Below are 20,700 nucleotides of genomic sequence, written 5' to 3' on the forward strand. Positions count from 1 at the left end.
ATCAGATAGATATCAGTGTAGGCAATCTATCTTGCCAAGTCCGGTACCAATTAGCCAATTCACTGCGCGGCATCGGGCGGGCAGAGAAAAATCCCTGACAAAGGTCGCAACCGAGTTGGGCCAGCACTCGCCAGGTCGCCTCATCTTCTACCCCTTCCGCCACCGACTTCAGCCCCAGCTTGCGGGCCAACTCGATACTGGACTCGATGATAGCCAAACGTGACGGATCGGCATGGCAGCGATCGACGAAAGAGCGATCCAGCTTGAGCTCGGTGAACGGCAACAGTGCCAGCTGCTGCATCGAGGAGTAGCCGGTACCAAAATCATCGATGGAGAGGCCAAAACCATGCATCCTTAGCCGGGTCAGCACCTCCAGAGACTTGCCCAGATCCTGTACGAATGCGCTCTCGGTCACCTCCAGAGTGATAAGCTCCGGATTGATACTCCAGCGCTTGCACTGATCAATCAATAAGTTGCAAAGATCCCCTTCAATGAGTGAGGTGGTGGAGAGGTTCATCGACAGATTGAGTGACAACCCGGTTTCCTCCCATAAATGGCCATCACTCAGAGATTTGCTGATGATCACCTCGGTCAACGGATCGATAAGCACGTTGCTCTCCGCCAGTGAAATAAAACGCCCGGGCGGGATCAGGCCAAACTCGGGGTGTTGCCAGCGAGCCAACGCCTCCATCCCGACCCACTCGCCGGATGCAAAACTCACCTTGGGCTGATACCAGGGCAGCAGTTGATCTTGTTCGATCGCCCGACGCAACTCATCGAGTCCTATTCTGTGCCCCTCTTTCTCCCTGACGAGTTCCTGCCGGGGTGACCAAGCCTGGATAAGCCGCTGGAGCTGCTGCGGCGTTGAGGGTTTCTCTATGCGACCCAGCACCTGCAAGCCATAAGCGGTACTCATACGCAATACAGCTTCCACCACATCCCCCTCAAGTGCGCTGGAGAGGATAATGCCGCCCTGAAAACCACCCAGCGACAGGCGGCGCAACAGCGCCATGCCATCCATTCCGGGCATTCGCAGATCGCAAAACAGGATATCGACGTTGTGTTGCTGGCTAAGCGCCAACGCCTCGATACCATCAACCGCTTCCAGCAGATTCTGGTAACCCAGGCTGCGGATCTGGTGCAGCAGCGCCTTGCGCTGAAATCCATGGTCTTCCACGACCATGATGACCAACTCATGTTGTGCTTTTTTCATCGAGCCATAATCCAATGTCGTGGGCAATCGCCGTCATCAACCTCTGCACTGTGCTGACCAGATCGTCGAGCTCGTCGAGCCGCTTCAATCGCGCTGCCGATTCCAGCATGGCAGCCTGGCTGGCAAGCTCCTCCAACCCGACCATTCGGGCAGCCCCCTTGATCCGGTGGGCTGTCTCTACCAAAGCGCTGGCATCATGACAAATCAGTGCTGCCATCATGGCCTCGCCATCCTGCCGGTTGGAATCGAGATACTCCACCGCCATGGCTCGCGCGGTCAGCTCGTCACCAAACAACGCCAACCAGCGTTCAGCCTGCATGCCTGTAGCCCCATCAACGGGCGCAACCGCGCTTCTGGTTGGCGTCTTCTCTGCCAGCCAATGGGCCAGCATCTGGCGCAAGATATCCAGCGGGTAGGGCTTCAGTAACATGTCACTCATGCCAGCCTCTACCATACGAGCACTCGCCTCTTCCGACGTATCTGCCGTTACCCCTATGATGGGGGCCGTCACTCCCGCAGCCCGCAGCGCCTTGGTCAGGGCATAACCATCCATCACCGGCATATGGCAATCAGTCAGCAGCATAGAGAATTGTTGTCCCTGCCAGGCCCGCAGAGCCTTCTCGCCATCTTCCACAACCTGAGCCTCGATACCAAGAATGGCTAACTGCCGTGCCAACAAGGCACGATTGACCGGATGATCATCGGCCACCAGTACTTTGCCACCCAGCTTCTCTGCAAGCGCTGGGAGGTGCAGTGTGACCCGCTCCTGTAGCAATTCGTGGCAGCTCTCCAGCAGAAGATCCGGATAGAGAGGAGATAGACCCAGGCGCCACCATTTCTGTTCACCAATCCGACCCCGTAACGCCTCATCGGGTGACGCTATGATCCCCTTCAGCGCAGAGTGTTGCAGCCAGCTTTGCCATTCCCCCCCAAGCGCTTGCTCAAGCCACCGTTGATCGGCCAACAGCAACCCTGCCAGTGAGCGACTGAGCTCATTGGCCCCCAAGTACCTGAGCTTGGCCCCCTGCCGTACCATGGCCGCTTCGAGGTTGGCGTCATCGCTAAAGAACCACCATTCTGTGTCAGCCAGAGCTGGGGGATCCCACTGCGGATTGGTAAGCGGTACGGTAAAGCGGAAGCAGGAGCCCTCTCCTGCCTTGCTGGTCAGTGTCAGTGCCCCCCCCATTTTGCACACCAGCTGCTCACAGATTGCCAACCCCAGTCCGGTGCCACCAAAACGACGGTTGATATCTGACTCCACCTGCTCAAAAGGCGTGAACAGCAGCGCCTGCTTCTCTTCGGCGATCCCGATACCGGTGTCACTGACACTGATGGTCAGTTGCTCGCTCAGGTAGCTGACCCGGATAGTAATCCCCCCTTGTTCGGTAAACTTCACCGCATTGTTGAGCAGGTTGGAGATGACCTGACCGATACGTACCCCGTCGATGTCGGCCCAATCCGGCACATGATGCTCCCACTCCAGCACCACGTTGAGCCCCTTGTTATGAGCCAGTGCCGCATGGCCACGAATGGCATCGCAGATCACCGTTTGCAACCGGCTGCTCTGGTAATTCAACTGCAACTGACCCGCTTCTATCTTGGAAAAATCAAGGATGTCATTGACCAGATAGAGCAGGTTATTGGTCGAGGTGACCACATTGCGCACCATAAAACGCTGGTCGTCGTTCAGCTCGCTCATTTGCAGCAATTCGAGCATGCCATGCATGCCTGAGATGGGTGTTCGTAGTTCATGGCTCATGGTTGCCAAAAAGCGGCTGCGAGCCTGCATCGCCTGCTCGGCATAGGCGCGAGCTTCGCGCAGCTCATATTCCTGTTGCTTGAGGGCAGTGATGTCCTGAATCACCCCGTTAAGGATCAGTGCCTGCTGCTCCTGTCTGACAAAGTTGCCACGCACTTGCAGATAGCGATCTCCATCAGGTCGCTCCACCTTGACCTCCAGGTCGAGGGGAGCCAGAGTCTCGGCATGATTGGCCACCTTGCTGACAAAATCCTGAAGCGCCTCTTCGGTAAAGCCGAACACCTCACCACCCGATTCGGCATTGAACAGGTCCTGCCGGGAAGCACCTAGGATCTCGCTGGCCCCCTGAGAGGCATACAAAAACCGCCCCTTGCCGGGTCCTTGCCACAAATACTGATAGACCACCCCAGGCATGCTGTCGGTAATCTGGGTAAGGCGATTTTCAGCCTGACGGGCGCGCTCCTCAGCCTCCTTGATCCGACTGACATCGGTCAGTACTGTCAACACCCCCAGCATATTGCCATCGGGATCGCGATAAGGGCGTTTGGCATAGATAACATGGCAGGGCGTACCATCAGCTCGCAGGTTGCTCCCTGCCCCCTCCAGATCCTGTCCTGTCTGCCACACTAAACGCTCTTCTTCCAACACACTGTTTCTGAGTGTCTCTGGCATGTTTTGCAGCTCCTCACTGCAACTGCCAGCACCGAGAAAAGCATCGCGATAGGCCTGATTGCACAAGGTGATCCGCTGCTCGCTATCACGTAGCGCCACCATGGTTGGCAGTGAGTTGAGCAAAGTCTGCACAAACAGCAACTGTTCGTTCAGCTTGTCCTCTGCGATTTTCCGCTGCGCAATCTGGCGACGCAAACTGCGAGCCCAGAACATCACCAGCAAACCGCTGACGAGCAAGGCGCCCCCCCCTATGGCCAACCATTTGTAAATCAGGGTGTAATCGGATTCGATATTGACCAACACATTGAGCCAGCGTCGCTCCAGCAGTTGCCATTCCTCATCCGTGATGGTCAGCAGCAACTTGTCCATGATGCGGAGCAACTCGGGCTGAGCATTGTCGACAGCCATACTGATAGGTACGGAAAATTCGGGGGAGCTCAGCACCACCTGATACTTCTCATTGAAACCCTTCATTGCCTGCTGTCCCAGATTGGTCATGGTCAACAGCACATATTCAGCTCGCCCAGTGTCGAGCAAGGTCAGTAAATCGGCATCTTTGCCTACTTCGATAATATTGGCGCCCAGCGAGTGAATGAGAGAGGCTTCGTAAGAGCCCGTCACACCACCAATCAGACGCCCTTTCAGCTCGACCAACGACTTCAGCGGGCGAGCACCGTGTCTGGCTACGACATAGCTGTCGAACTTCAGATAGGAGGAGGTAAAAGAGGCAAAGGACTGACGATCCTTGAGCGGTGTCATCAAGGGAATAAGGTCCACTTTATGCTCTTTCAGCAGTTTAAGTGACTCTTGCCAGGTATTTGTCGACACCAGCTCAAAGCGGATCCCGGAGCGCAGACTCAACAACTTCATCAGGTCTGCCGTATAGCCATGCAATTCACCTTCGTCATCGATTTCACTGATGCCAGCAAATCCGGGGGCAACGGCGAACTTGATGACCTTGTTTCTCTGCTTCAGCCAACTGGCCTCATCTGGTTCCAGCAAAAGGCCAGCGTTGGCGCGTTCATCTTTCTGATGCAACCGTAATCGTGAGTCTGCAACGGGTATCTGTTGATATGCATGCCAAAGCTTTTCGCTCAGTTCTGGCTGGCGGGAGCTGGTCGCCATCGTCAGCGTGCTGCCAGAAAGCCACCCAGGAGCGACAACCCCCATTGATGCAGGCATTCTCTCCATCTTAAGGGAAACAATTGGTTCCAAATCAAGATATGCATCGACAGCGCCCAGCTTGACCATATAGGTCGCCTCGTCACGGCTCTCAAGCTCAGTTACATCAGAGATCCCCAAACGATCCAACTCAGTGCAACTGCCAAACCCGCGAATACAGACCCAGCGTAACTTGCGCGCCTGCTCCAGGGTCAATCGCTGATCCGGGGTATGCATTAAAATGGAGCGAGCATAAGAACCGATACTGCCAATAGGGTTTATCCCCTTCAATTCAAGAGCATTACGTTCAACCCCGATTAATGCATCGATCTGGCCGCCCTGGAGAGCAATCTGGGCATCCACGTAGGAGTTGTAGGGGATATAACGCAATGACACGCCCATTTCGGCTGCAATACGCGAGGCCAGCTCCTTGAGCGGACCGGCATAACGCAGGTTGGGGAGTTGATAGATGAAAGGGAGATAGCCGCCACGGGGAACCCCAACCAGCAGCTCCTTTTGTGCAGAAATCTCGTTACTTATGCTCTCATCTTGCGGTTGGGGAGCCGCAACAGCCAACATGCATGAAAACAACAGCAAAATGGGAAGAAAAAGCTGACGAAGGAGTGGCATAAGGTCTTGTCCTGATGAGTAAAACAGATAGGGCTGCCACCTCTAATCTTGCAGACCCTGACGACGCAAGGCGAGAAAACAATCGCAGCTGTTACAAAGAGGGCGGAGAGGATAATACTGAGTCACCAACATGTGAACTTGGAATCAACCATAAGATGGAAAAATGGCAGGCATGCAGCCTGCCATTTCACTAGCGAGGGGGATCTTATTCTCCCCTTCGCGATCAGGTTATTCGATTCCCGAGGCGGAAGCCGGTTTGATACTCCCGCTCGCGAACGAGGGCGATTTGACCCTGATATCCTTCCAGCCCGATATCCCTGAGCAGGGCGGGCGACAGATTGACCTGCACGAGACGACGCTCGACCCGGGCAATCCTTCTCTGGACCAGGGATTCAACACTGCGCAGTAAAACCAGTTCGATAGACATGACATTCTCCAGTTGAACATGCGGTTCTCCCGGAGAAAGTGGATATCACCCTGCGGGACGAACCGCGGGTGATAAAAAGACAGGGGTTACCTGTTTACGCCACGCGGTAAAAGAGCACGAGATTTCACGCCGCACGCAGTGCCGCGAGAGAATGCAATATTGAGCATCAGATGTTGCATTTTCGTCTCCTTACCGGGTAAAAGTTGAACAGGTTGCAGAAGTCTAAAAAATATCCGAATTTAAAACAAGCCTCTTGCGACTCCTTTTTAAACGTTTTTACGGCATTTTATGCTGCCCGACAGGGAGCTTGGGGCATCAGATCCCCGAGAGTAGCCGGTACTCTTCCAGTACATAGGTATCCGTCATGCCGCTGACATAATCGAGCAGCAACCGCACCCGGTAATACCACTCCTGCTCGTTCTGGCAGGCAAAACGCGGATCCGGGGTGGCGATCGCTAATCGATAGGCCTTGAGATGGCGGGCCGAGAGGCGGTGATAGAGGCGGCGCGCAAAGAACAGCGCCTGACTCCCCTCCCCGGCCAGCAGACGGGCAAACTGTGGCGCTGGCAGCGCCAACAGACAGGCATAACTGGTCAGCACCCCGCGCAGCGCCGCATACCCTTCCAGTTCGAGAGCCTCGACTTCGGGTCGCATAAAGACCAGCTCGCGGGCCACCTGCTTGAGGATATCGAGCACCCGCGCCGCCGGCGCCTGACCGTGCAGCAGCGCTTGCGGATAGGATCCCTGCAAAATGGCCTGATGTTCGCTGACATAGCTCTGCGCCGCCAACGCCACCAGATCCCGGGTCAGCTGCTGGCGAAAATGGGGGAAAAAGCCCCGACCAGAAGCCAGCGCCTCATCCAGCAAGGTGCCCATGTAGTCACTCTGGTCAGCGGCCCGCAGTGCCGCCAGCAGTTCACCCTGAGTCAGGATCCGCCGATCTACCGCATCTTCCAGATCGGCGATGCAGTAGGAGATGTCATCGGCCGCCTCCATGATGTAGACCAGCGGATGACGGCAGCCGGGGGCCAATCCCAGACTCTGGCCGAGGGCACGGTAGAGCGGCTGCTCGCTAAAGAAGATGCCTCGTTTGCTGCTCCAGCCATGATGCTGGCCATAGCTCACGCCGGGTTGCGGCTGCTGCGGGTATTTGCAGAGTGCCGCCAGCTGCCCGAGCGTCAGGTTAAGCTCGTGAAGGCTGTGCACCAGCCGCAGACTCTGGGCGTTGCCATCAAACAGTTGCAGGTCCTGACGCAATTCAGCCCACTGGGCCGAGGGTGTCTGCGCCAGCGCCTGCTGATAGAGGGGATCAAGCATCTCGCCGAGCCACTGGCTCATCACCTGCTCGCCAAAGTGGCCAAACGGCGGGTTACCCACGTCGTGGAGCAGGCAGGACATCTCCACCAGATTGATAAAAGCCCCTTCACAGACCATCCCGGCAGGCAAGGCAGCCAGAATGCGGCGGCTGATCTGGCGGCCGGTCTCCTGCACCTCCAGCGAGTGGGTGAGGCGGCTGCGCACCGAGGCCTTCACATCGAGCGGAAAGACCTGGGTCTTCTGTTGCAACCGGCGCACTGGCGCGGCCTGCACGATACGGGCGCGATCCTGCTCGGTCGCCTCCAGCAGCTCCTCATCCCCCCAGGAGTGGATGCGCGCGGGGGTAATCAAACGGCTATACATCCTGCAGCTCCTTGCCAACAACGTCCCTCAGACTCAAGACAACCTCCAGCCTCAAGACAACAACCAGCGCCGCAGACGGGCGATGTCGCCCGGATATTCCCGGCGCAGCGTCTCAATCCAGTCTTCCACGTTTTCCCACCAGGCGGGGTGATCCGGGCTCTGGATCAACTGTGCCGTCTGCTGCAATCGCCGCAGGCCAATGGATCCTGCCGCCCCTTTTATCTTGTGTGCCTCTTCAACCACCCCAGCTTGATCCTTGGCAATCATGTTGGAGTCGAGCACAGCCATGTAGTCCGGCATCATCTTCTCGAACAGATCAACGCTGGAGAGCAGCACCGGCTTGCCCACGGTATCGGCGTAATCGGTGAGGAAGGGGATATCCAGCAGGGCATCCTGATTGCCCGCATCAGCCTGCTCGTCCGCTTCATCCTCGGCCAGATCGGCAAACAGGTGACCAATCACCTCCCGCACCGCTTTGGAGCCAAGCGGCTTGTTGATCACATCCTGCATGCCGTGATCCCGGTAGTACTGGCGATCGCCGGTGGAGTTGGCGGTGAGCGCCACCATGGGTGGCAGGCTGTCGCCATAACGCTCCAGCAGGGTTTTCGCCACATCGAAGCCGGTCATGTCCGGCAGCTGGATATCGAGCAAAATGAGGTCGAAATCATCCGGGTTGGCCATCGCCAACGCCTGGGTGCCGTCCCGTGCCACCTGCACCTGATGACCCAGCTTGTTGAGCAAGGCGCAGGCCACCGTCACGTTAAGCTCCACATCCTCCACCAGCAGGATATCGAGGGAGGGCATCTCCTCCTCCTGCTCTGGCAACACAGGCTCGGCGCAAGCTACCTCCAGCTCGGCGGTAAAGCAGGAGCCTTCGCCCGGATCGCTGTCCACATAGAGCTGCCCGCCCATGGCCTGCACCAGCTGACGGGAGACCGCGAGGCCAATGCCGGTGCCGGTGGCGTGCTTCTTGCCCTGCACCTGATAGTACATGGCGAAGATCTTCTCCTGCTGGGCGCGCGGGATGCCGATGCCGGTATCCTCCACCTCGAAGTGCAGGGCCAGCTTACCCGGCTCGTCGGCGGGATGGGAGAGACAACGCACGGTGACGCCCCCCTCATCGGTAAACTTGACCGCATTGCCCACCAGATTCCACAGCACCTGACGCAGGCGGGTGCCGTCAGCCATCACAAATTGCGGCATGTCGCCATCGCGATCGAAATGGAGATAGAGCCCCTTCTGCTCCGCCTGAATGCGCGACAGGGTCTCCAGCTCGTCGAGGAAGGCGGGCAGGTCGATACGGGTCGGCGCAATTTCGAGGCGACGGCGATCGAGTTTGTCCAAGTCAATGATGTCGTTGAAGATATTGCCAAGGGTCACCGCACTCAGGTGAATGGTCTTGAGCTGCTGGTGCTGCTTGGGATCGAGGGGGGTATCCATCAGTATCCGGCTTAAGCCCACGATGCCGTTGAGTGGAGTACGCAGCTCGTGGCTGATGGTGGAGATGAAGGTGGTCTTGTCGCGGCTCGCCTTCTCCAGTTTGTCCTGATACTGCTTGCGCTCGGTGATGTCACGGCCAAAGCCGAGCAGGCCGAGTCGCTTGCCGAAGCGGTCGAAGAAGGGCACCTTGCGCAGCTCGAAATAAGCCTTGCGGCCATCGGGATATTCCAGCCACTGCTCGTAGGTGAGCGGCTCGTTGCTGGCAAAAACCTGCTTGTCGGTCTCTACCACCTTGTTGGCAATCTCCTGCTTGTAGACATCGAACGGGGTCAGACCGATCAGCTCGGCCTCCACCTTGCCGGTCAGCTCCTCCATGGCGCGGTTGCAACCGGAAAACTGCTCGTCCTCGTTGCGGTAGTAGACCAGATCAGGGGAGCAGTCGATAAAGGAGCGCAGCAGCGCGGTGCGCTCCCCCAGATGAAGCTGGGCTTTCTCTCGCTGGAACACCTCGTTCTCGAGATCCTCGATAGCCTGCAGACGCAGGCTCTCGGCCCGGTTGGTCTCGGCAATCTGGGCGTTGAGGCGGCTGATGTTCTCCTGCAGTTGGGTATTGAGCTCCAGATCCCGCTCGCGCATATCTTGCAGCTTGCGCACCATCCGGCTCAGTCGCTGACGGGAATCCTCCAGCTGATCCACCACGATGGAGAGAAAATAGACCGCCCAGGGGGTCACCAGCAGGCCAAAAAAGACCGAGCGAACGAAGTCGATCACATCGATATTGCCGCGCAGGAACAGGGTCACCCCCATCTGGATGGCGACCGCCAGCACGATAATGCCCGCCGCCAGGAACATGCTGAAGCGCACCAGTCCCAGCTTGGTCATCAGATCGACATAATATTGCGCCCAGGATTTAATCTGTTTCATCTTATTGTTTTCCCCCGATATTCGCGGTACAGAATACCAGCACAACCGAGTGAACTCTTCTTAATCTCGCACAATTAATTAACGATTCGCCGAATGAAATGAGTGGGTTAGGATAATTGGCAATATTGAGTCAGTTGCCATTAAGGTTTTTTCTTTATACTCACCGGCCGAAAAAATTCACCACCATTTAATTTAGGAGTTATCCGATGCGCAATACTACCTTGCTGGGCCTGGGCCTGCTGGTCGCAAATAGTGCTTATGCTGATTTGGGTGAAATTCCCAAGGAGTCTGGCTGGTCCGGTTTCCTGCTTGGCGGGGTCAGTGTCATCAATTACGAATCAAATTTTTATAGCGGTGATGATGAAAACCGCCGCCTGAGCGGACTGGGCAGTGCCGAGAGCAGCTCCGCCGTTGCCCCGCTGCTCAACGCCGATATCCGCTACACCTTTGCCGATACCCGCACCCAGGTCTTCCTCGGTAACCTGATCCAGGATGCCATCCGTTTCGACTTCACCCAGCAGCTCGGTATCCGTCAGGAGATGAGCGATAAGGGCATCGTAGCTGGCTCCGTGGTCTTTAATGCCATGCCGACCGAGCAGTGGAGCGATCCGTTCGATACAAATCATGATCGCCAGTCGACCGATATCAAGTCAAAAGGGGTTCGCTTCGCCTGGGACAGCATCTGGGGTAGCAACTTCAATGGTAGCCTGACCACCCGCAACATCGAGGTGGATGAGGAGCGCAGCGGCAGCCAGTATGGCGCCGATACTGCCGCCAAGCTGGATCGCAACGGCAAGATCCACGCCCTCGACCTCTCCTACAAATGGCAGCTGGCACCCGGTCAGATGCTGGAGCCAGCCTTTATCTACCGCCAAGCCGATCTGGATGGCAGCGCCCAAAGCTACAAAAGCAACGGCCTGCAGTTGACCTACGGCATGCGCGCTTCCCAATGGTCTTTCGTCAGCAACGCCTATCTGGGCCAGACCAAATATGATGAGGCCAACCCCATCTTTGGCCAAAACGCCGACTCCGACGAGTTTGCCCTGACCGGTACCTTCTTCTGGCACCGCCTGTTCGGTATTGCGCCGCTCTCCGCAACCTTTACCGCTGGCTACGCCAAGTCCGATTCCGACATCAACTTCTACGATTCTGAATCCGTGATGTTCAACACCGGCCTGCTCTACAACTTCTAACAACGGTTGTTCGCACCGATACAACAAGGCCACCCGAAGGTGGCCTTGTTGCTATCCGGCGATTGACTCAAATACCCAGGGAGTCGAGCAGATCGTCGTGATCGTTGGCAACCGGGGCAGCAGCCTGAGCCGGCTTGGCGGCATCCTGCTTGGCCTGGGCGATCAGCGTATCGGGATCCAGCTCTTCATGCTCCATCCCCTCATTGTGGATGCGGATGAACTCTGTTTTGTCCATCGCCAGCTCCAGATAGAAGATGTTGTTGCGGGCGGTGAAGAAAGTGACGCGGCGGGACTCCGGGCTGTCGAGATTGGTATCGACACTCAGCATCACCTGCTTGTTGAGGGCCAGCATCTTCGGCTGGTTCTGGGTGATGTGGGTCTGCAGATCCCGGCCCACCTTGACGGTGAAGCTGCCGACGATCTGGTTCATCAGCTCGCCCATCACGTTGCTCACCTCGTCAGAGGTGTGGGAGATGGCGAGATCCTCTTTGGAGAGTCCCATGCTGAGCATGTAGCTCTCGTACAGCTCCATGGCGGCGGCGGCGGAGAAGTTGATCACCACCAGACCGGAAAAACCGCCATCGAACAGCACGAAACAACCGATATCCGGCTTGAGGCAGGTCTTGCTGATCCGCTGCACCATGCCGGAAAACCGCACCTGACTCATGGTCGCGGCACTCAAAACGTCCGTCACCGAGTTGCACAGGCTGAGCAGCACATCCTCTGTGGTCAATACGGCATCGTCATCGGATCTTGTCACTATCATGGGACCTTCCTGAACATCGAAAATGGGCTTATCTATACCATAACTCTAACAGATGGCGCGGCCCGGAGACTGAAATAGCGACACGCCTCTCAGTTGACTCCGTTATCAGCAGCTACAGGGGTGAAACCGCTCAGCTTGGCGAGCCGGGCACGCCATATATCGGCCTGCTGGGCCAAAACTTGTGGCTCATAAGGCACGACCGGATGAGCGCCCCAGATGGGGCCTGGCCAGGCGCGATCCGTCGCAAAGCGGGCGACATGGTGAAGGTGGAGTTGCGGCACCAGATTGCCCAGCGCCCCAATGTTGATCTTGTCCGGGCTGAGGGCCTGTTCCATCAGGGCGGCGACGGCGCAGGACTCCTGCATCAGCTGTTGCTGCTGCTCCGGCGCCAGATGGTGAATTTCCCGCAGGTTGGCTACTCGCGGTACCAGGATCAGCCAGGGATACTGGCTGTCTTTGGCCAGCAAGACACGGCAGAGGGGCAGATCCCCGAGCCACCGTGTATCTGCCTGCAGGCGTGAATGCAATTCAAACATGAAAACCTCGTTGAGTACGATGAACAGAGCGCCTGAAAAAAGGAGTGTCCACGTTACTGCAACGGGCAGAAAACTTAAAGCTGTGGAACGGCCCAACCGATAAAGCGCTTGCGCAAGGCAGGATCGGCCTGGAGGAACAACTGCTGCAACTGCCCTTCCAGCTCGCTGGCAGCCACAACGGGTTGCGTCCCGCTGGCGATCGTGGCAGTTGGCTGCGTAGCAACGGCGCCAGCCGTCAGCGCCGCCTTGCCGCCGCTGCGGTTGTATTCAGCCAGTTTCCCGTTCCAATCCACCCCAAGCAGCATGCCACTGGTCACCAGCACATCCTGCTGGATGGCAAGCCCGCGGCCATTCTCCTGCAACGCCACCACCGGATCCTTGGCATAGGCCTGCATCCCCCGCTCGTCTCCCGGTACGCTGGCCGTCAGCTGCAAATGCTGATTGCTGCCCTGATAGCGCACCACCTGCGGCTCGGAGCTTACCTGCCGATCATTCTCGCTGCTGCTGCGACTGGGGATCACCCCCTCGAAGCGCACCAGCAGTTGCTGCTCGCCATCCGCCAGGGTGGCATGCTGCTCATCCTGCAAGGTGCCGTTGCTCACCGCGAGGATGCGGAAATTCTCCGGCACCTTCACTTCCACCATGGCCTGTACACTGCCGGCCCCCAACACTGCACAGAGCAGCACAAACCCGGTCAACCCTCTATTACTCTTCATTCCCGCTGATCTTCCTGATGCCGATGATGGGCGCAGGGTAGCAGCCGAAGATGACAGAAAAATAACGCTGCTCAGAGCAGGTAGTGGGGTCGCTCGGCAAACCACTGGGCCAGCACCTGCTTGAACAGCCGGATCTTGCGCGGCACCCGCCGCTGCTGGGCATGCAGCACATGAAGCTGGTGCAGGCCGCACTGCCACTCATCTAGCACGGTCACCAGCTCCCCTGCCCTCAGCTGCGATTCCACCAGCATCAGCGGGCACTTGGCATAGCCCATACCGGCACGTGCCAATTGCAACACGGTACTGTAGTGGTTGGCTCGCACCTTGCCTTGTACCAGAATGTGGGCCTCTTCCCCCTCACGGATAAAGTGCCACTGCTCCCAGGCCGGATTGTGCCCCTGCAACAGGCAGCTGCGCCCGCTCAGCTCATAGGGAGTGGCAGGACGCCCCTCTCGCGCCACCAGTGCGGGGCTCGCCACCACCACATCCTTGAGCCGACCGAGCGGCAGGGCCACCAGATTGTCCGGCACCTCGCTCATGGCGCGCAGGGCGATGTCGTTTTCTCCCTGACTCATGTCGACCATCTGGTTGGTGAAGTTGAGCTCCACCTCCACTCCCGGGCAAAGCGCGGCAAAGCTGGTCAGCAGTTCGCTCACCATGCGATCGCCGGTGCTGACCGGGCAGGTAAAGCGCAGGCGGCCGCAATCCTCTTCGGTCAGCGCCTGAATATCCTGCTCCGCCTGCCGTGCCAGCGCGAAGATCTCCCCCGCCTGCTGATAGAGGGTCTTGCCCGCCTCGGTCAGGCTGAGGCGGCGGGTAGTGCGCTGCAACAGTTGTGCATTGAGGGAGGCCTCCAGCGCGCTGACGTGGCGGCTCAGCATCCCCTTGCTCACTCCCAGCGTATCGGCAGCGGCCGAGAAACTGCCGCGCAGCACCACCTCATAAAAGCTGGCCAGATGGGCGATATCCATCATTAGCTCCAATATGGAAACAATGGGTTTATTTTACGCGCTTTTTCGCATTTTATGTTGCGCTAGAATCAACACATCCCAACCAGGAGTGATGCAGATGAAAATTGTGATTGTGGGTGCCTCCGGCACCGTCGGCTCAGCTGTCAGTGAACTGCTTGCCAAAGATCATCAGGTGATCCGGGTCGGCCACAGCCGTGGCGATGCCACGGTCGACATGCGCGATCCCGCCTCCATCAAGGCGCTGTTTGCCCAAGTGGGCCAGTTTGATGCGCTGGTCGTCGCCAGCGGCAGCGTGGCCTTCAACGGCCTGACCGAGATGACCGACGAGCAGTGGCAGGTGGGACTGGAGAGCAAGCTGATGGGCCAGATCAACCTGACCCGCGCCGCCATTCCCTATCTGACTGACAAGGGTTCCATCACTTTGATCAGCGGTATTCTGAGCGAGGAGCCGATCAACTGGGGCGTGAGCGCCAGCACCGTCAACGGCGCCATCGATCACTTTGTGAAAGCGGCCGCCTGCGAGCTGCCAAGGGGCATTCGCATCAACGTGGTGAGCCCCACCGTGCTGGCGGAGTCGATGGAGAAATACGCCGACTTCTTCCCGGGCTTCGTGCCGGTGCCCGCCGCCAAGGTGGCGCAGGCTTACAAAAAATCGGTGTTGGGCATCCAGACCGGCCAGGTGTTCAGGGTCAACGGCTAATCGCCGCTCGCTTGCCGCCAGACCAGCAATAAAAACGGGCCCCATAGCGGGGCCCGTCTGTTTCTCTGCCTCTCTCCATCGCCACCGGCAAACGTTTGTTTGTTGGCAACAAAAAAAGAGAGCAACCCTTAGTCGATCAGACCGTACTGATCGCGCAGCACCTCGATGATCTCCTGCTTGGGATTGGCAGAACGCGCCAGCTTGTGGCCGATTATCTTCTCGGCGATCCCTACATAGGTGTTGGAGATATCCATCATCACTTCAGTCGGCAGCTTGTTGTCGCGGGCCAGGGCGAAACGTTCCGGCATTCGGTTCTTGTTGAGCAGAATGTCCGGATCCGGGAAGTGGTTGAGCAGCCACTGACGGAAACCCTCTTTCGACTTCTCGACAATCTGACCGTCGCGCAGGGCCGCGCCATCCCAGATACGGGAGCTGTCGGGGGTGCCCACTTCGTCCATGTAGATCAGCTTTTCGTTGCCGGCGGCATCGTGGACGTAGCCAAACTCGAACTTGGTATCGACGAAGACCTGATCCAGCCCGGCCAGTGCGTCGCTGATGACGTTGAAGCCCTCTTTGAGCAGCACTTCGTAGCGGTCGATATCGGCCGGCTTGCTGAAGTTGAAGCCCTGATAGTGGCGCTCGATATCGGCACGGGAGACGTTGACGTCATCGGCTTCCGGCACGCCATCCAGCCCTTTCAGCACGCCCTTGGTGGAAGGGGTGATGAGGATTTCCGGCAGCTTTTGATCCTTTTTGAGCCCTTCCGGCAGGGTGATGCCGCAGAACTCGCGCTCGCCATCCTTGTAGGCACGCCACATGGAGCCGGTGATGTACTGGCGGGCAATCGCCTCGATCATCACCGGACGGGCTTTTTGCACGATCCAGACGAAGGGGTGTGGAATATCCAGAATGTGGCTGTCGGCCAGTCCCTTCTCCTTGAACAGCTTGAACCAGTGGCTGGAGATGGCGTTGAGCGCAGCCCCTTTGCCCGGTACGCCGTTCAGGCCATCCACACCTTGCCAGATGCAATCGAAGGCCGAGATGCGATCGCTGATCACCATGAGGGCGAGGGGCGCATCGGCCGGCACATCATAGCCTTTCTCTTTTATGAGCCGGGCACTGTCTTCGGGGGTCAACCAGTAGACGCTGCGCACTTTGCCGGAATGGACAGGTTTATCGGTACGGATCGGCAAATCGTCATTCACCGCCAATACTTGATCTGCAAGACTCATGGCTAATAACACTTCCTGTTTGTGGGGGGTAAACATCGCGAGTTCCTCACCTGCGCGCTCTGTTTGCAACGGGCTGGCAAGGGGGCTCGCATCATCGAAAACCGCTCGGAATCCCCGCGTTTTCAGGGGGATTCAGATAACAAAACAGGGGCACAAGGCCCCTGTATTTATTCTGCTTTTGCTGCTGCCTGATCGGCCAGCCCCTTGGCGAACGCCTCGGACAGGCTGATATACATCTGGGAGATAACCCCGGACGATACCGGCTTCTTGTCCTTGTCGAACAGGGTGATGGAGGTCTTGCCTCCCGCCATTTCGCCAAGCTGGAAGCGGTATTTCTCCTCCTCCAGTTTGAACGGCTCGCTCCCTTTCGCCTTCCAGAACTCGGCACCCGGCTCTTCGTACTCGACGTCGATCCAGCCCAGAGACTGCTGGGTATCCTTGATGGTGAAACCATAAGCAGGCAGTACCTGGTTGAGGCGACGCCACACCTGATCAAAGGAGCCTTCGGCAATCCATGCGCTCAGTTCATTGTTGTCCAGACCCAGTTGCAGACCCATGCCATCGTTGGACTTGTGCTGCTCGCGGGCTTTCAGCTGGCTGTCGTAATAGAGCGAGAACTGGTTCAGCACCCGCGCGGCATAGCGCTGGGCATCGGCAGGGGTCAGCTTGTTGCTGGTCTCGCCGTCGATGGTCTCTTCGTGATCCAGCACCCGGACCGACATGTTGACGGCGTGGCGCTGGGCATCGTTGCGTACGGTGAACTGGTAACGCTGACGGATTTTGAAGTCTTCGTCATCTTCACCCCAGCCATCGAGGGCGACCGTGTTGTCAAACCAGCCGGTCTGCAATACGCCATCCTGCTGATCCAGCTTCTCGGTGGTGACCTTGTACTTGGCCAGGAAGTTCATCAGGAACGACCAGGTATCGCGCTCCACGCTCTGGCTGGTGCTCAGGGCATAGAAGGCAACGGTCGGTTCGGTTGCGGTCTGCACCACCTGACTGCCCGGTACCACGGTCAGCAGTTGAGCGGGTGGGCGCACATCGACCTGGGCGCCGAGGGCACCTTCACGGCTGCTCTCGGGAAGCGGCGGGATATCGTACTGGCTGTTGAAGGTGGGGGCACTCAATCCTGCGGGGATCAAGAACGCGCGGCCCTCGAGGCGGGCATCTTCATAACCGAAGTCGCGGTTGGCCATTTTGCGATCCTGGGGGGTGCTGCAACCGGCCAATACGGCCACAGTCGCAACGCTCAGCACCAGACGTGCTCTATTTCCCTTTCCATTAGATTTAAACACTCGCCATCAACTCCGCTGTGGTCAGTGCTCGCGCCATCAGCTGTTCGCCCTCGGGGGTGAGGTCAACCAGCGGCAAGCGCAAGGTGGCTGTTGCAATCAACCCCAGTTGGGCACAGGCCCATTTCACCGGGGTGGGGCTCGGTTCGCAGAACAGAGTCTTGTGCAACGGCATCAAGAGATTGTTGATGTCATGCGCCTGCCCGGCATCACCGGCCAGCGCAGCACGACACATGTCGGCCATCTGGGCCGCTGCAATATTGGTGGTGACCGAAATCACGCCATCGCCACCTTGCAGCATAAAATCACAACCAGTGGCATCGTCGCCACTGTAGAGAGCAAACTCCGGCCCGCACAGCTCGCGCAGCAGCGGGGTGCGGCTCAAATCGCCGGTTGCCTCTTTCAAACCGATAATGCCGGGAACCTTGGCCAGACGGGCCACTGTCTCCGGTTTGAGATCGCAACAGGTGCGACCGGGCACATTATAAAGAATTTGGGGCAGACCACTAGCCTCGGCGATCGCACAATAGTGGCGATAGAGACCTTCCTGAGTGGGCTTGTTGTAGTAAGGAGTCACCGAGAGACCCGCCACCACGCCGGTTTTGGCCAGTCGCTTTGCCAATTCAATGGCATGGGCAGTATTGTTGGAGCCGCAACCGGCGATGACGGGAATGCGTCCGGCGGCATACTCAACGGTCTTTTCAACGACGGCGATATGCTCCTGCTCGCTCAGGGTCACCGATTCCCCTGTGGTACCCACCGCAACAATGGCACTGGTCCCAGCGCTGACATGATAGTCGACCAGTTTGGCCAGACTGGCCCAATCGACTTCACCTGAAGCCAGCATGGGGGTAACGAGCGCAACAATACTACCGCGTAACATGGACTTTTCTCCCGATTTTCAGGGGCGTAATGGTAAAGCTGACCCCTTTGAAAAACAAGGGAGAGAGGGGGCAAGCCGTGATACCATCCGGAACAAAAAGTAATGGACGAAAGTCGGCAGCGTCCCTCAGGGAGTGGTCATCAGGGCCGGAGGGTTGACTTGCCAGCGCGGCTTTCGCAACGAAATAACGGACGAGAGAAGATTTATGACTCACTACCTGGTCGTAACGGCCATCGGCACGGACAGGCCTGGCATCGTCAATGAAGTGACCCGCCACGTCAGTGGCTGTGGTTGCAACATTGTGGACAGCCGCCTTGGCATCTTCGGCAATGAATTTACCTTTATCATGCTGCTCTCGGGCGACTGGAACAGCATGATGCAACTCGAAATCAGCCTGCCCCTGCGTAGCCAGGAGTGGGATCTCATCACCATGATGAAACGCACCGAGCGCCACCAGTCCCTGCAGTATGACGTCCGCGCCAGTGCCGACCTGTTGATCCGCGACGAGCCCGGCATCGTAAGCCAGTGCACCCAGTTCTTCAGCGAACATGGCTGGAACATTCAGGCGATGCAATCCATGACTCTGGAGCAGCAGCCGTTCAACCTGCTGAAGATCAGTTTCCAGCTCAATCTGGCCAGAGAAGGTGAAGTGGAAGGTTCGCAAACCGCCTTCGCTGAATTCTGTCGTCAACTGGGTGCCGAATCGTTCGAGTTTATCGTCAATCGCAAACACGCCTGAAGGCGTTTTACCCGAGGAGAGCCCATGCAACCACTACAAGCTGGCAGCCCCGCCCCCGATTTCTCCCTGCCCGACCAGAATGGCAATCAGGTCAGCCTCGCTGGCCTGCGCGGCAAGAAGGTGCTGGTCTATTTCTACCCCAAGGCGATGACCCCCGGCTGCACCACCCAGGCCTGCAGCCTGCGCGATGTGAACGCCGAGTTGGCCGCCCTCAATGTGGTGGTGCTTGGCATCAGCCCGGATCCGGCCAAACGGCTGAAAAAGTTCGAAGAGCGGGACCAGCTCAACTTCACCCTGCTGGCTGATGAAGACCACGCCGTCGCCGATGCCTTTGGCGTCTGGGGCCCGAAGAAGTTCATGGGCAAAGAGTATGACGGCATTCACCGTCAGAGCTTCCTGATCGACGAAGAGGGCAAGATTGCCCACCACTTCGACAAGTTCAAAACCAGCGATCACCATCAGGTGGTACTGGATTTCCTCAAGGGATAATCCTCCCCTGCGTCATTGAAAGGCCTGCCATGCAGGCCTTTTTTGTCTGGTCAGCCGCCCCTTGCCAGCGGATTTTTCTCACCAACTCCCCCGCCCAGATCAAAAAATTCATTTTATATATGGGTTAACGTGACCCCAGAATCATCTTCCAGCGAGATATCCCATGAACATGAGCAACACTGAGCGTTTGATCCTGAGCAACCAGTACGAAATTCTGGCGAAACTCAATCCGGAGAAAGCGGACGTCTACCAGCGCGCCAGTACCATAATCGAGCGCGGCTACTGCCTGCAGATCCTCGAGCTGGAGAAGAGCTTCGGCCATCTTGATCTGGCGACCTGCCAGGAGGTAATCGACACACTGGAGCTGCACCACGCACTGGCCATCTCATGGGGCAATCTGGATGGAGCCGATCAGGGCGAGATCAACGCCAGCCGGCTGGAGTTCAACGGCTACAGCCGCAGCCAGGAGCGGGAGCTGGCTGACTACGTCTGCTTCCTGCTGGAGGTGGACAAGCGCTTCCCCGAGCTCAAGTGCCCGTGCGACGAGCTCTCCAGCGACATCGCCATGCGTGACAAGTACCAGCGGATGCTGCAGATGTGGCGTCAGTGCCCGCGTCAGTACAAGCTCTCCATCCAGGAGATCCGCAAGGTACTGGCAGCCTGATCCGCATACCAACCGCAACAAAAAAGGCGCCACTGGCGCCTTTTTGCATCTGAATCGGGTTATTCGTAGAGAAAGGATTTATCGAGCTGCTGGAAGGCGGCCTTGAGGGTATCGGCCAGCTCTTCATAGCGGGGCTGAGAGACCAGCTGACGACGGCCACCCTGCTCGTTCATCTTGCCGTTGATCTCCCGATACCAGCTCGCCAGCGACGGGGGCAAGCGGGTGTCGGCACGCTGGCCGAGCCAGTAGTAACCCTGCAGCGGCAAACTGAGCAGAAACAGCACCGAGGTGATAACGGAGGGCCAGTAGTGCAGCTCGCCAAACTGGAACTGCAGCATCACGCTCAGCACCGCCAGCGCGGGGATCACCTTGAGGGCGAACTCGGTCGCCTTGATCACCCGATTTTCAGGAAACATCGAATTGAGCTCGGGACGGCGCGGCCAAAGCGTCATATAATGGCGGCCTTGCTGTAACTTAGTTCCAAAAATGTTCATGCTCATACTACCTCCGAGCGCTTTTTGAACGTACTAACGGCAAAACCTCGACAAAATTTGATGCAAAGTAACAAAGGTTGAGGATGACTTTGTTATTTTTCAACAATCGGGTTATCCTT

General features: G+C 57.7%; 18 protein-coding genes. 5 read left to right on the forward strand and 13 right to left on the reverse strand.

The window, feature by feature from the left end; translation table 11 throughout:
* Window position 1: 1 nt before the first annotated feature.
* From ACTG2T_RS05445 to arcB, 5 genes are all read right to left on the reverse strand, one after another.
* Window positions 2-1,213: an EAL domain-containing response regulator gene (locus tag ACTG2T_RS05445; protein WP_330125506.1), complete on the reverse strand. Its 1,212-nt coding sequence runs from the start codon at window positions 1,211-1,213 to the stop codon at window positions 2-4.
* Complete coding sequence (locus ACTG2T_RS05450) at window positions 1,194-5,435, reverse strand: ATP-binding protein (RefSeq protein WP_330125507.1); 4,242 nt, start codon at window positions 5,433-5,435, stop codon at window positions 1,194-1,196. Before ACTG2T_RS05450 ends, ACTG2T_RS05445 begins: the two co-directional genes overlap by 20 nt.
* Before the next feature lie 223 nt (window positions 5,436-5,658).
* A complete protein-coding gene (locus ACTG2T_RS05455; protein ID WP_005349248.1) occupies window positions 5,659-5,862 on the reverse strand; it encodes a hypothetical protein in 204 nt (67 codons plus the stop codon).
* Between the two features lie 315 nt (window positions 5,863-6,177).
* Entirely contained in the window at window positions 6,178-7,542 is a 1,365-nt protein-coding gene (gene dgt / locus ACTG2T_RS05460) for a dGTPase (RefSeq protein ID WP_330125509.1), read from the reverse strand.
* A gap of 51 nt (window positions 7,543-7,593) precedes the next feature.
* Window positions 7,594-9,906, reverse strand: a complete 2,313-nt coding sequence (arcB, locus tag ACTG2T_RS05465; RefSeq protein WP_330125510.1) for an aerobic respiration two-component sensor histidine kinase ArcB — start codon at window positions 9,904-9,906, stop codon at window positions 7,594-7,596.
* Between the two features lie 206 nt (window positions 9,907-10,112).
* Here arcB and ACTG2T_RS05470 point away from each other — a divergent pair, with 206 nt between their 5' ends.
* On the forward strand, window positions 10,113-11,099 hold the full coding sequence (locus tag ACTG2T_RS05470) for a DUF2860 family protein (RefSeq protein WP_064338730.1): 987 nt from the start codon (window positions 10,113-10,115) through the stop codon (window positions 11,097-11,099).
* Window positions 11,100-11,166: 67 nt separating this feature from the next.
* Here the strand turns inward: ACTG2T_RS05470 and ACTG2T_RS05475 are convergent, their stop codons facing one another.
* From ACTG2T_RS05475 to ACTG2T_RS05490, 4 genes are all read right to left on the reverse strand, one after another.
* A complete protein-coding gene (locus tag ACTG2T_RS05475; protein WP_164537653.1) occupies window positions 11,167-11,865 on the reverse strand; it encodes a DUF3334 family protein in 699 nt (232 codons plus the stop codon).
* An 89-nt stretch (window positions 11,866-11,954) separates the two neighbouring features.
* Complete coding sequence (locus ACTG2T_RS05480; RefSeq protein ID WP_005358267.1) at window positions 11,955-12,401, reverse strand: HIT domain-containing protein; 447 nt, start codon at window positions 12,399-12,401, stop codon at window positions 11,955-11,957.
* A 74-nt stretch (window positions 12,402-12,475) separates the two neighbouring features.
* On the reverse strand, window positions 12,476-13,117 hold the full coding sequence (locus ACTG2T_RS05485; protein WP_330125511.1) for a DUF2057 domain-containing protein: 642 nt from the start codon (window positions 13,115-13,117) through the stop codon (window positions 12,476-12,478).
* Window positions 13,118-13,188: 71 nt separating this feature from the next.
* Window positions 13,189-14,088 carry a LysR family transcriptional regulator gene (locus ACTG2T_RS05490; RefSeq protein WP_330125529.1) on the reverse strand — a complete coding sequence of 300 codons (900 nt, stop codon included), beginning with the start codon at window positions 14,086-14,088 and terminating at the stop codon, window positions 13,189-13,191.
* Window positions 14,089-14,185: 97 nt separating this feature from the next.
* Between ACTG2T_RS05490 and ACTG2T_RS05495 the strand changes: the two genes are divergently transcribed.
* Window positions 14,186-14,788 carry a short chain dehydrogenase gene (locus tag ACTG2T_RS05495; RefSeq protein ID WP_330125512.1) on the forward strand — a complete coding sequence of 201 codons (603 nt, stop codon included), beginning with the start codon at window positions 14,186-14,188 and terminating at the stop codon, window positions 14,786-14,788.
* Between the two features lie 128 nt (window positions 14,789-14,916).
* On the opposite strand, the gene ACTG2T_RS05500 is transcribed toward ACTG2T_RS05495, so the two are convergent.
* The 3 genes from ACTG2T_RS05500 to dapA all read right to left on the reverse strand — a co-directional run bounded on the left by ACTG2T_RS05500 (window position 14,917) and on the right by dapA (window position 18,195).
* Window positions 14,917-16,020, reverse strand: coding sequence for a phosphoribosylaminoimidazolesuccinocarboxamide synthase (locus tag ACTG2T_RS05500; protein WP_201938465.1), 1,104 nt, complete (start codon window positions 16,018-16,020; stop codon window positions 14,917-14,919).
* Window positions 16,021-16,187: 167 nt separating this feature from the next.
* Entirely contained in the window at window positions 16,188-17,315 is a 1,128-nt protein-coding gene (bamC, locus tag ACTG2T_RS05505) for an outer membrane protein assembly factor BamC (protein ID WP_042080542.1), read from the reverse strand.
* On the reverse strand, window positions 17,308-18,195 hold the full coding sequence (dapA, locus tag ACTG2T_RS05510) for a 4-hydroxy-tetrahydrodipicolinate synthase (protein ID WP_005349232.1): 888 nt from the start codon (window positions 18,193-18,195) through the stop codon (window positions 17,308-17,310). Before dapA ends, bamC begins: the two co-directional genes overlap by 8 nt.
* 205 nt (window positions 18,196-18,400) lie before the next feature.
* Between dapA and ACTG2T_RS05515 the strand changes: the two genes are divergently transcribed.
* The 3 genes from ACTG2T_RS05515 to ACTG2T_RS05525 all read left to right on the forward strand — a co-directional run bounded on the left by ACTG2T_RS05515 (window position 18,401) and on the right by ACTG2T_RS05525 (window position 20,087).
* On the forward strand, window positions 18,401-18,934 hold the full coding sequence (locus tag ACTG2T_RS05515) for a glycine cleavage system protein R (RefSeq protein ID WP_005349229.1): 534 nt from the start codon (window positions 18,401-18,403) through the stop codon (window positions 18,932-18,934).
* Window positions 18,935-18,958: 24 nt separating this feature from the next.
* Window positions 18,959-19,423: a thioredoxin-dependent thiol peroxidase gene (gene bcp, locus ACTG2T_RS05520; protein WP_005358255.1), complete on the forward strand. Its 465-nt coding sequence runs from the start codon at window positions 18,959-18,961 to the stop codon at window positions 19,421-19,423.
* Between the two features lie 163 nt (window positions 19,424-19,586).
* On the forward strand, window positions 19,587-20,087 hold the full coding sequence (locus ACTG2T_RS05525; RefSeq protein WP_157161377.1) for a YfbU family protein: 501 nt from the start codon (window positions 19,587-19,589) through the stop codon (window positions 20,085-20,087).
* A 59-nt stretch (window positions 20,088-20,146) separates the two neighbouring features.
* Here ACTG2T_RS05525 and yfbV read toward each other — a convergent pair whose 3' ends face one another.
* On the reverse strand, window positions 20,147-20,587 hold the full coding sequence (gene yfbV / locus ACTG2T_RS05530; protein WP_005339116.1) for a terminus macrodomain insulation protein YfbV: 441 nt from the start codon (window positions 20,585-20,587) through the stop codon (window positions 20,147-20,149).
* Window positions 20,588-20,700 lie beyond the last annotated feature (113 nt).

Source organism: Aeromonas sp. 75A, from assembly GCF_051919425.1.
Taxonomy (GTDB): Bacteria; Pseudomonadota; Gammaproteobacteria; order Enterobacterales; family Aeromonadaceae; genus Aeromonas; species Aeromonas veronii.

Excerpts from the sequence above, each read along its gene's own strand:
- dgt (WP_330125509.1), bottom strand. The coding sequence starts at position 7,542 with ATGTATAGCCGTTTGATTACCCCCGCGCGCATCCACTCCTGGGGGGAT.
- ACTG2T_RS05470 (WP_064338730.1), top strand. The coding sequence starts at position 10,113 with ATGCGCAATACTACCTTGCTGGGCCTGGGCCTGCTGGTCGCAAATAGT.
- ACTG2T_RS05485 (WP_330125511.1), bottom strand. The coding sequence starts at position 13,117 with ATGAAGAGTAATAGAGGGTTGACCGGGTTTGTGCTGCTCTGTGCAGTG.
- ACTG2T_RS05495 (WP_330125512.1), top strand. The coding sequence starts at position 14,186 with ATGAAAATTGTGATTGTGGGTGCCTCCGGCACCGTCGGCTCAGCTGTC.
- ACTG2T_RS05480 (WP_005358267.1), bottom strand. The coding sequence starts at position 12,401 with ATGTTTGAATTGCATTCACGCCTGCAGGCAGATACACGGTGGCTCGGG.
- arcB (WP_330125510.1), bottom strand. The coding sequence starts at position 9,906 with ATGAAACAGATTAAATCCTGGGCGCAATATTATGTCGATCTGATGACC.
- ACTG2T_RS05490 (WP_330125529.1), bottom strand. The coding sequence starts at position 14,088 with ATGGATATCGCCCATCTGGCCAGCTTTTATGAGGTGGTGCTGCGCGGC.
- yfbV (WP_005339116.1), bottom strand. The coding sequence starts at position 20,587 with ATGAGCATGAACATTTTTGGAACTAAGTTACAGCAAGGCCGCCATTAT.
- ACTG2T_RS05515 (WP_005349229.1), top strand. The coding sequence starts at position 18,401 with ATGACTCACTACCTGGTCGTAACGGCCATCGGCACGGACAGGCCTGGC.
- ACTG2T_RS05500 (WP_201938465.1), bottom strand. The coding sequence starts at position 16,020 with ATGAGTCTTGCAGATCAAGTATTGGCGGTGAATGACGATTTGCCGATC.
- ACTG2T_RS05475 (WP_164537653.1), bottom strand. The coding sequence starts at position 11,865 with ATGATAGTGACAAGATCCGATGACGATGCCGTATTGACCACAGAGGAT.
- bcp (WP_005358255.1), top strand. The coding sequence starts at position 18,959 with ATGCAACCACTACAAGCTGGCAGCCCCGCCCCCGATTTCTCCCTGCCC.
- dapA (WP_005349232.1), bottom strand. The coding sequence starts at position 18,195 with ATGTTACGCGGTAGTATTGTTGCGCTCGTTACCCCCATGCTGGCTTCA.
- ACTG2T_RS05450 (WP_330125507.1), bottom strand. The coding sequence starts at position 5,435 with ATGCCACTCCTTCGTCAGCTTTTTCTTCCCATTTTGCTGTTGTTTTCA.
- ACTG2T_RS05525 (WP_157161377.1), top strand. The coding sequence starts at position 19,587 with ATGAACATGAGCAACACTGAGCGTTTGATCCTGAGCAACCAGTACGAA.
- ACTG2T_RS05445 (WP_330125506.1), bottom strand. The coding sequence starts at position 1,213 with ATGAAAAAAGCACAACATGAGTTGGTCATCATGGTCGTGGAAGACCAT.
- ACTG2T_RS05455 (WP_005349248.1), bottom strand. The coding sequence starts at position 5,862 with ATGTCTATCGAACTGGTTTTACTGCGCAGTGTTGAATCCCTGGTCCAG.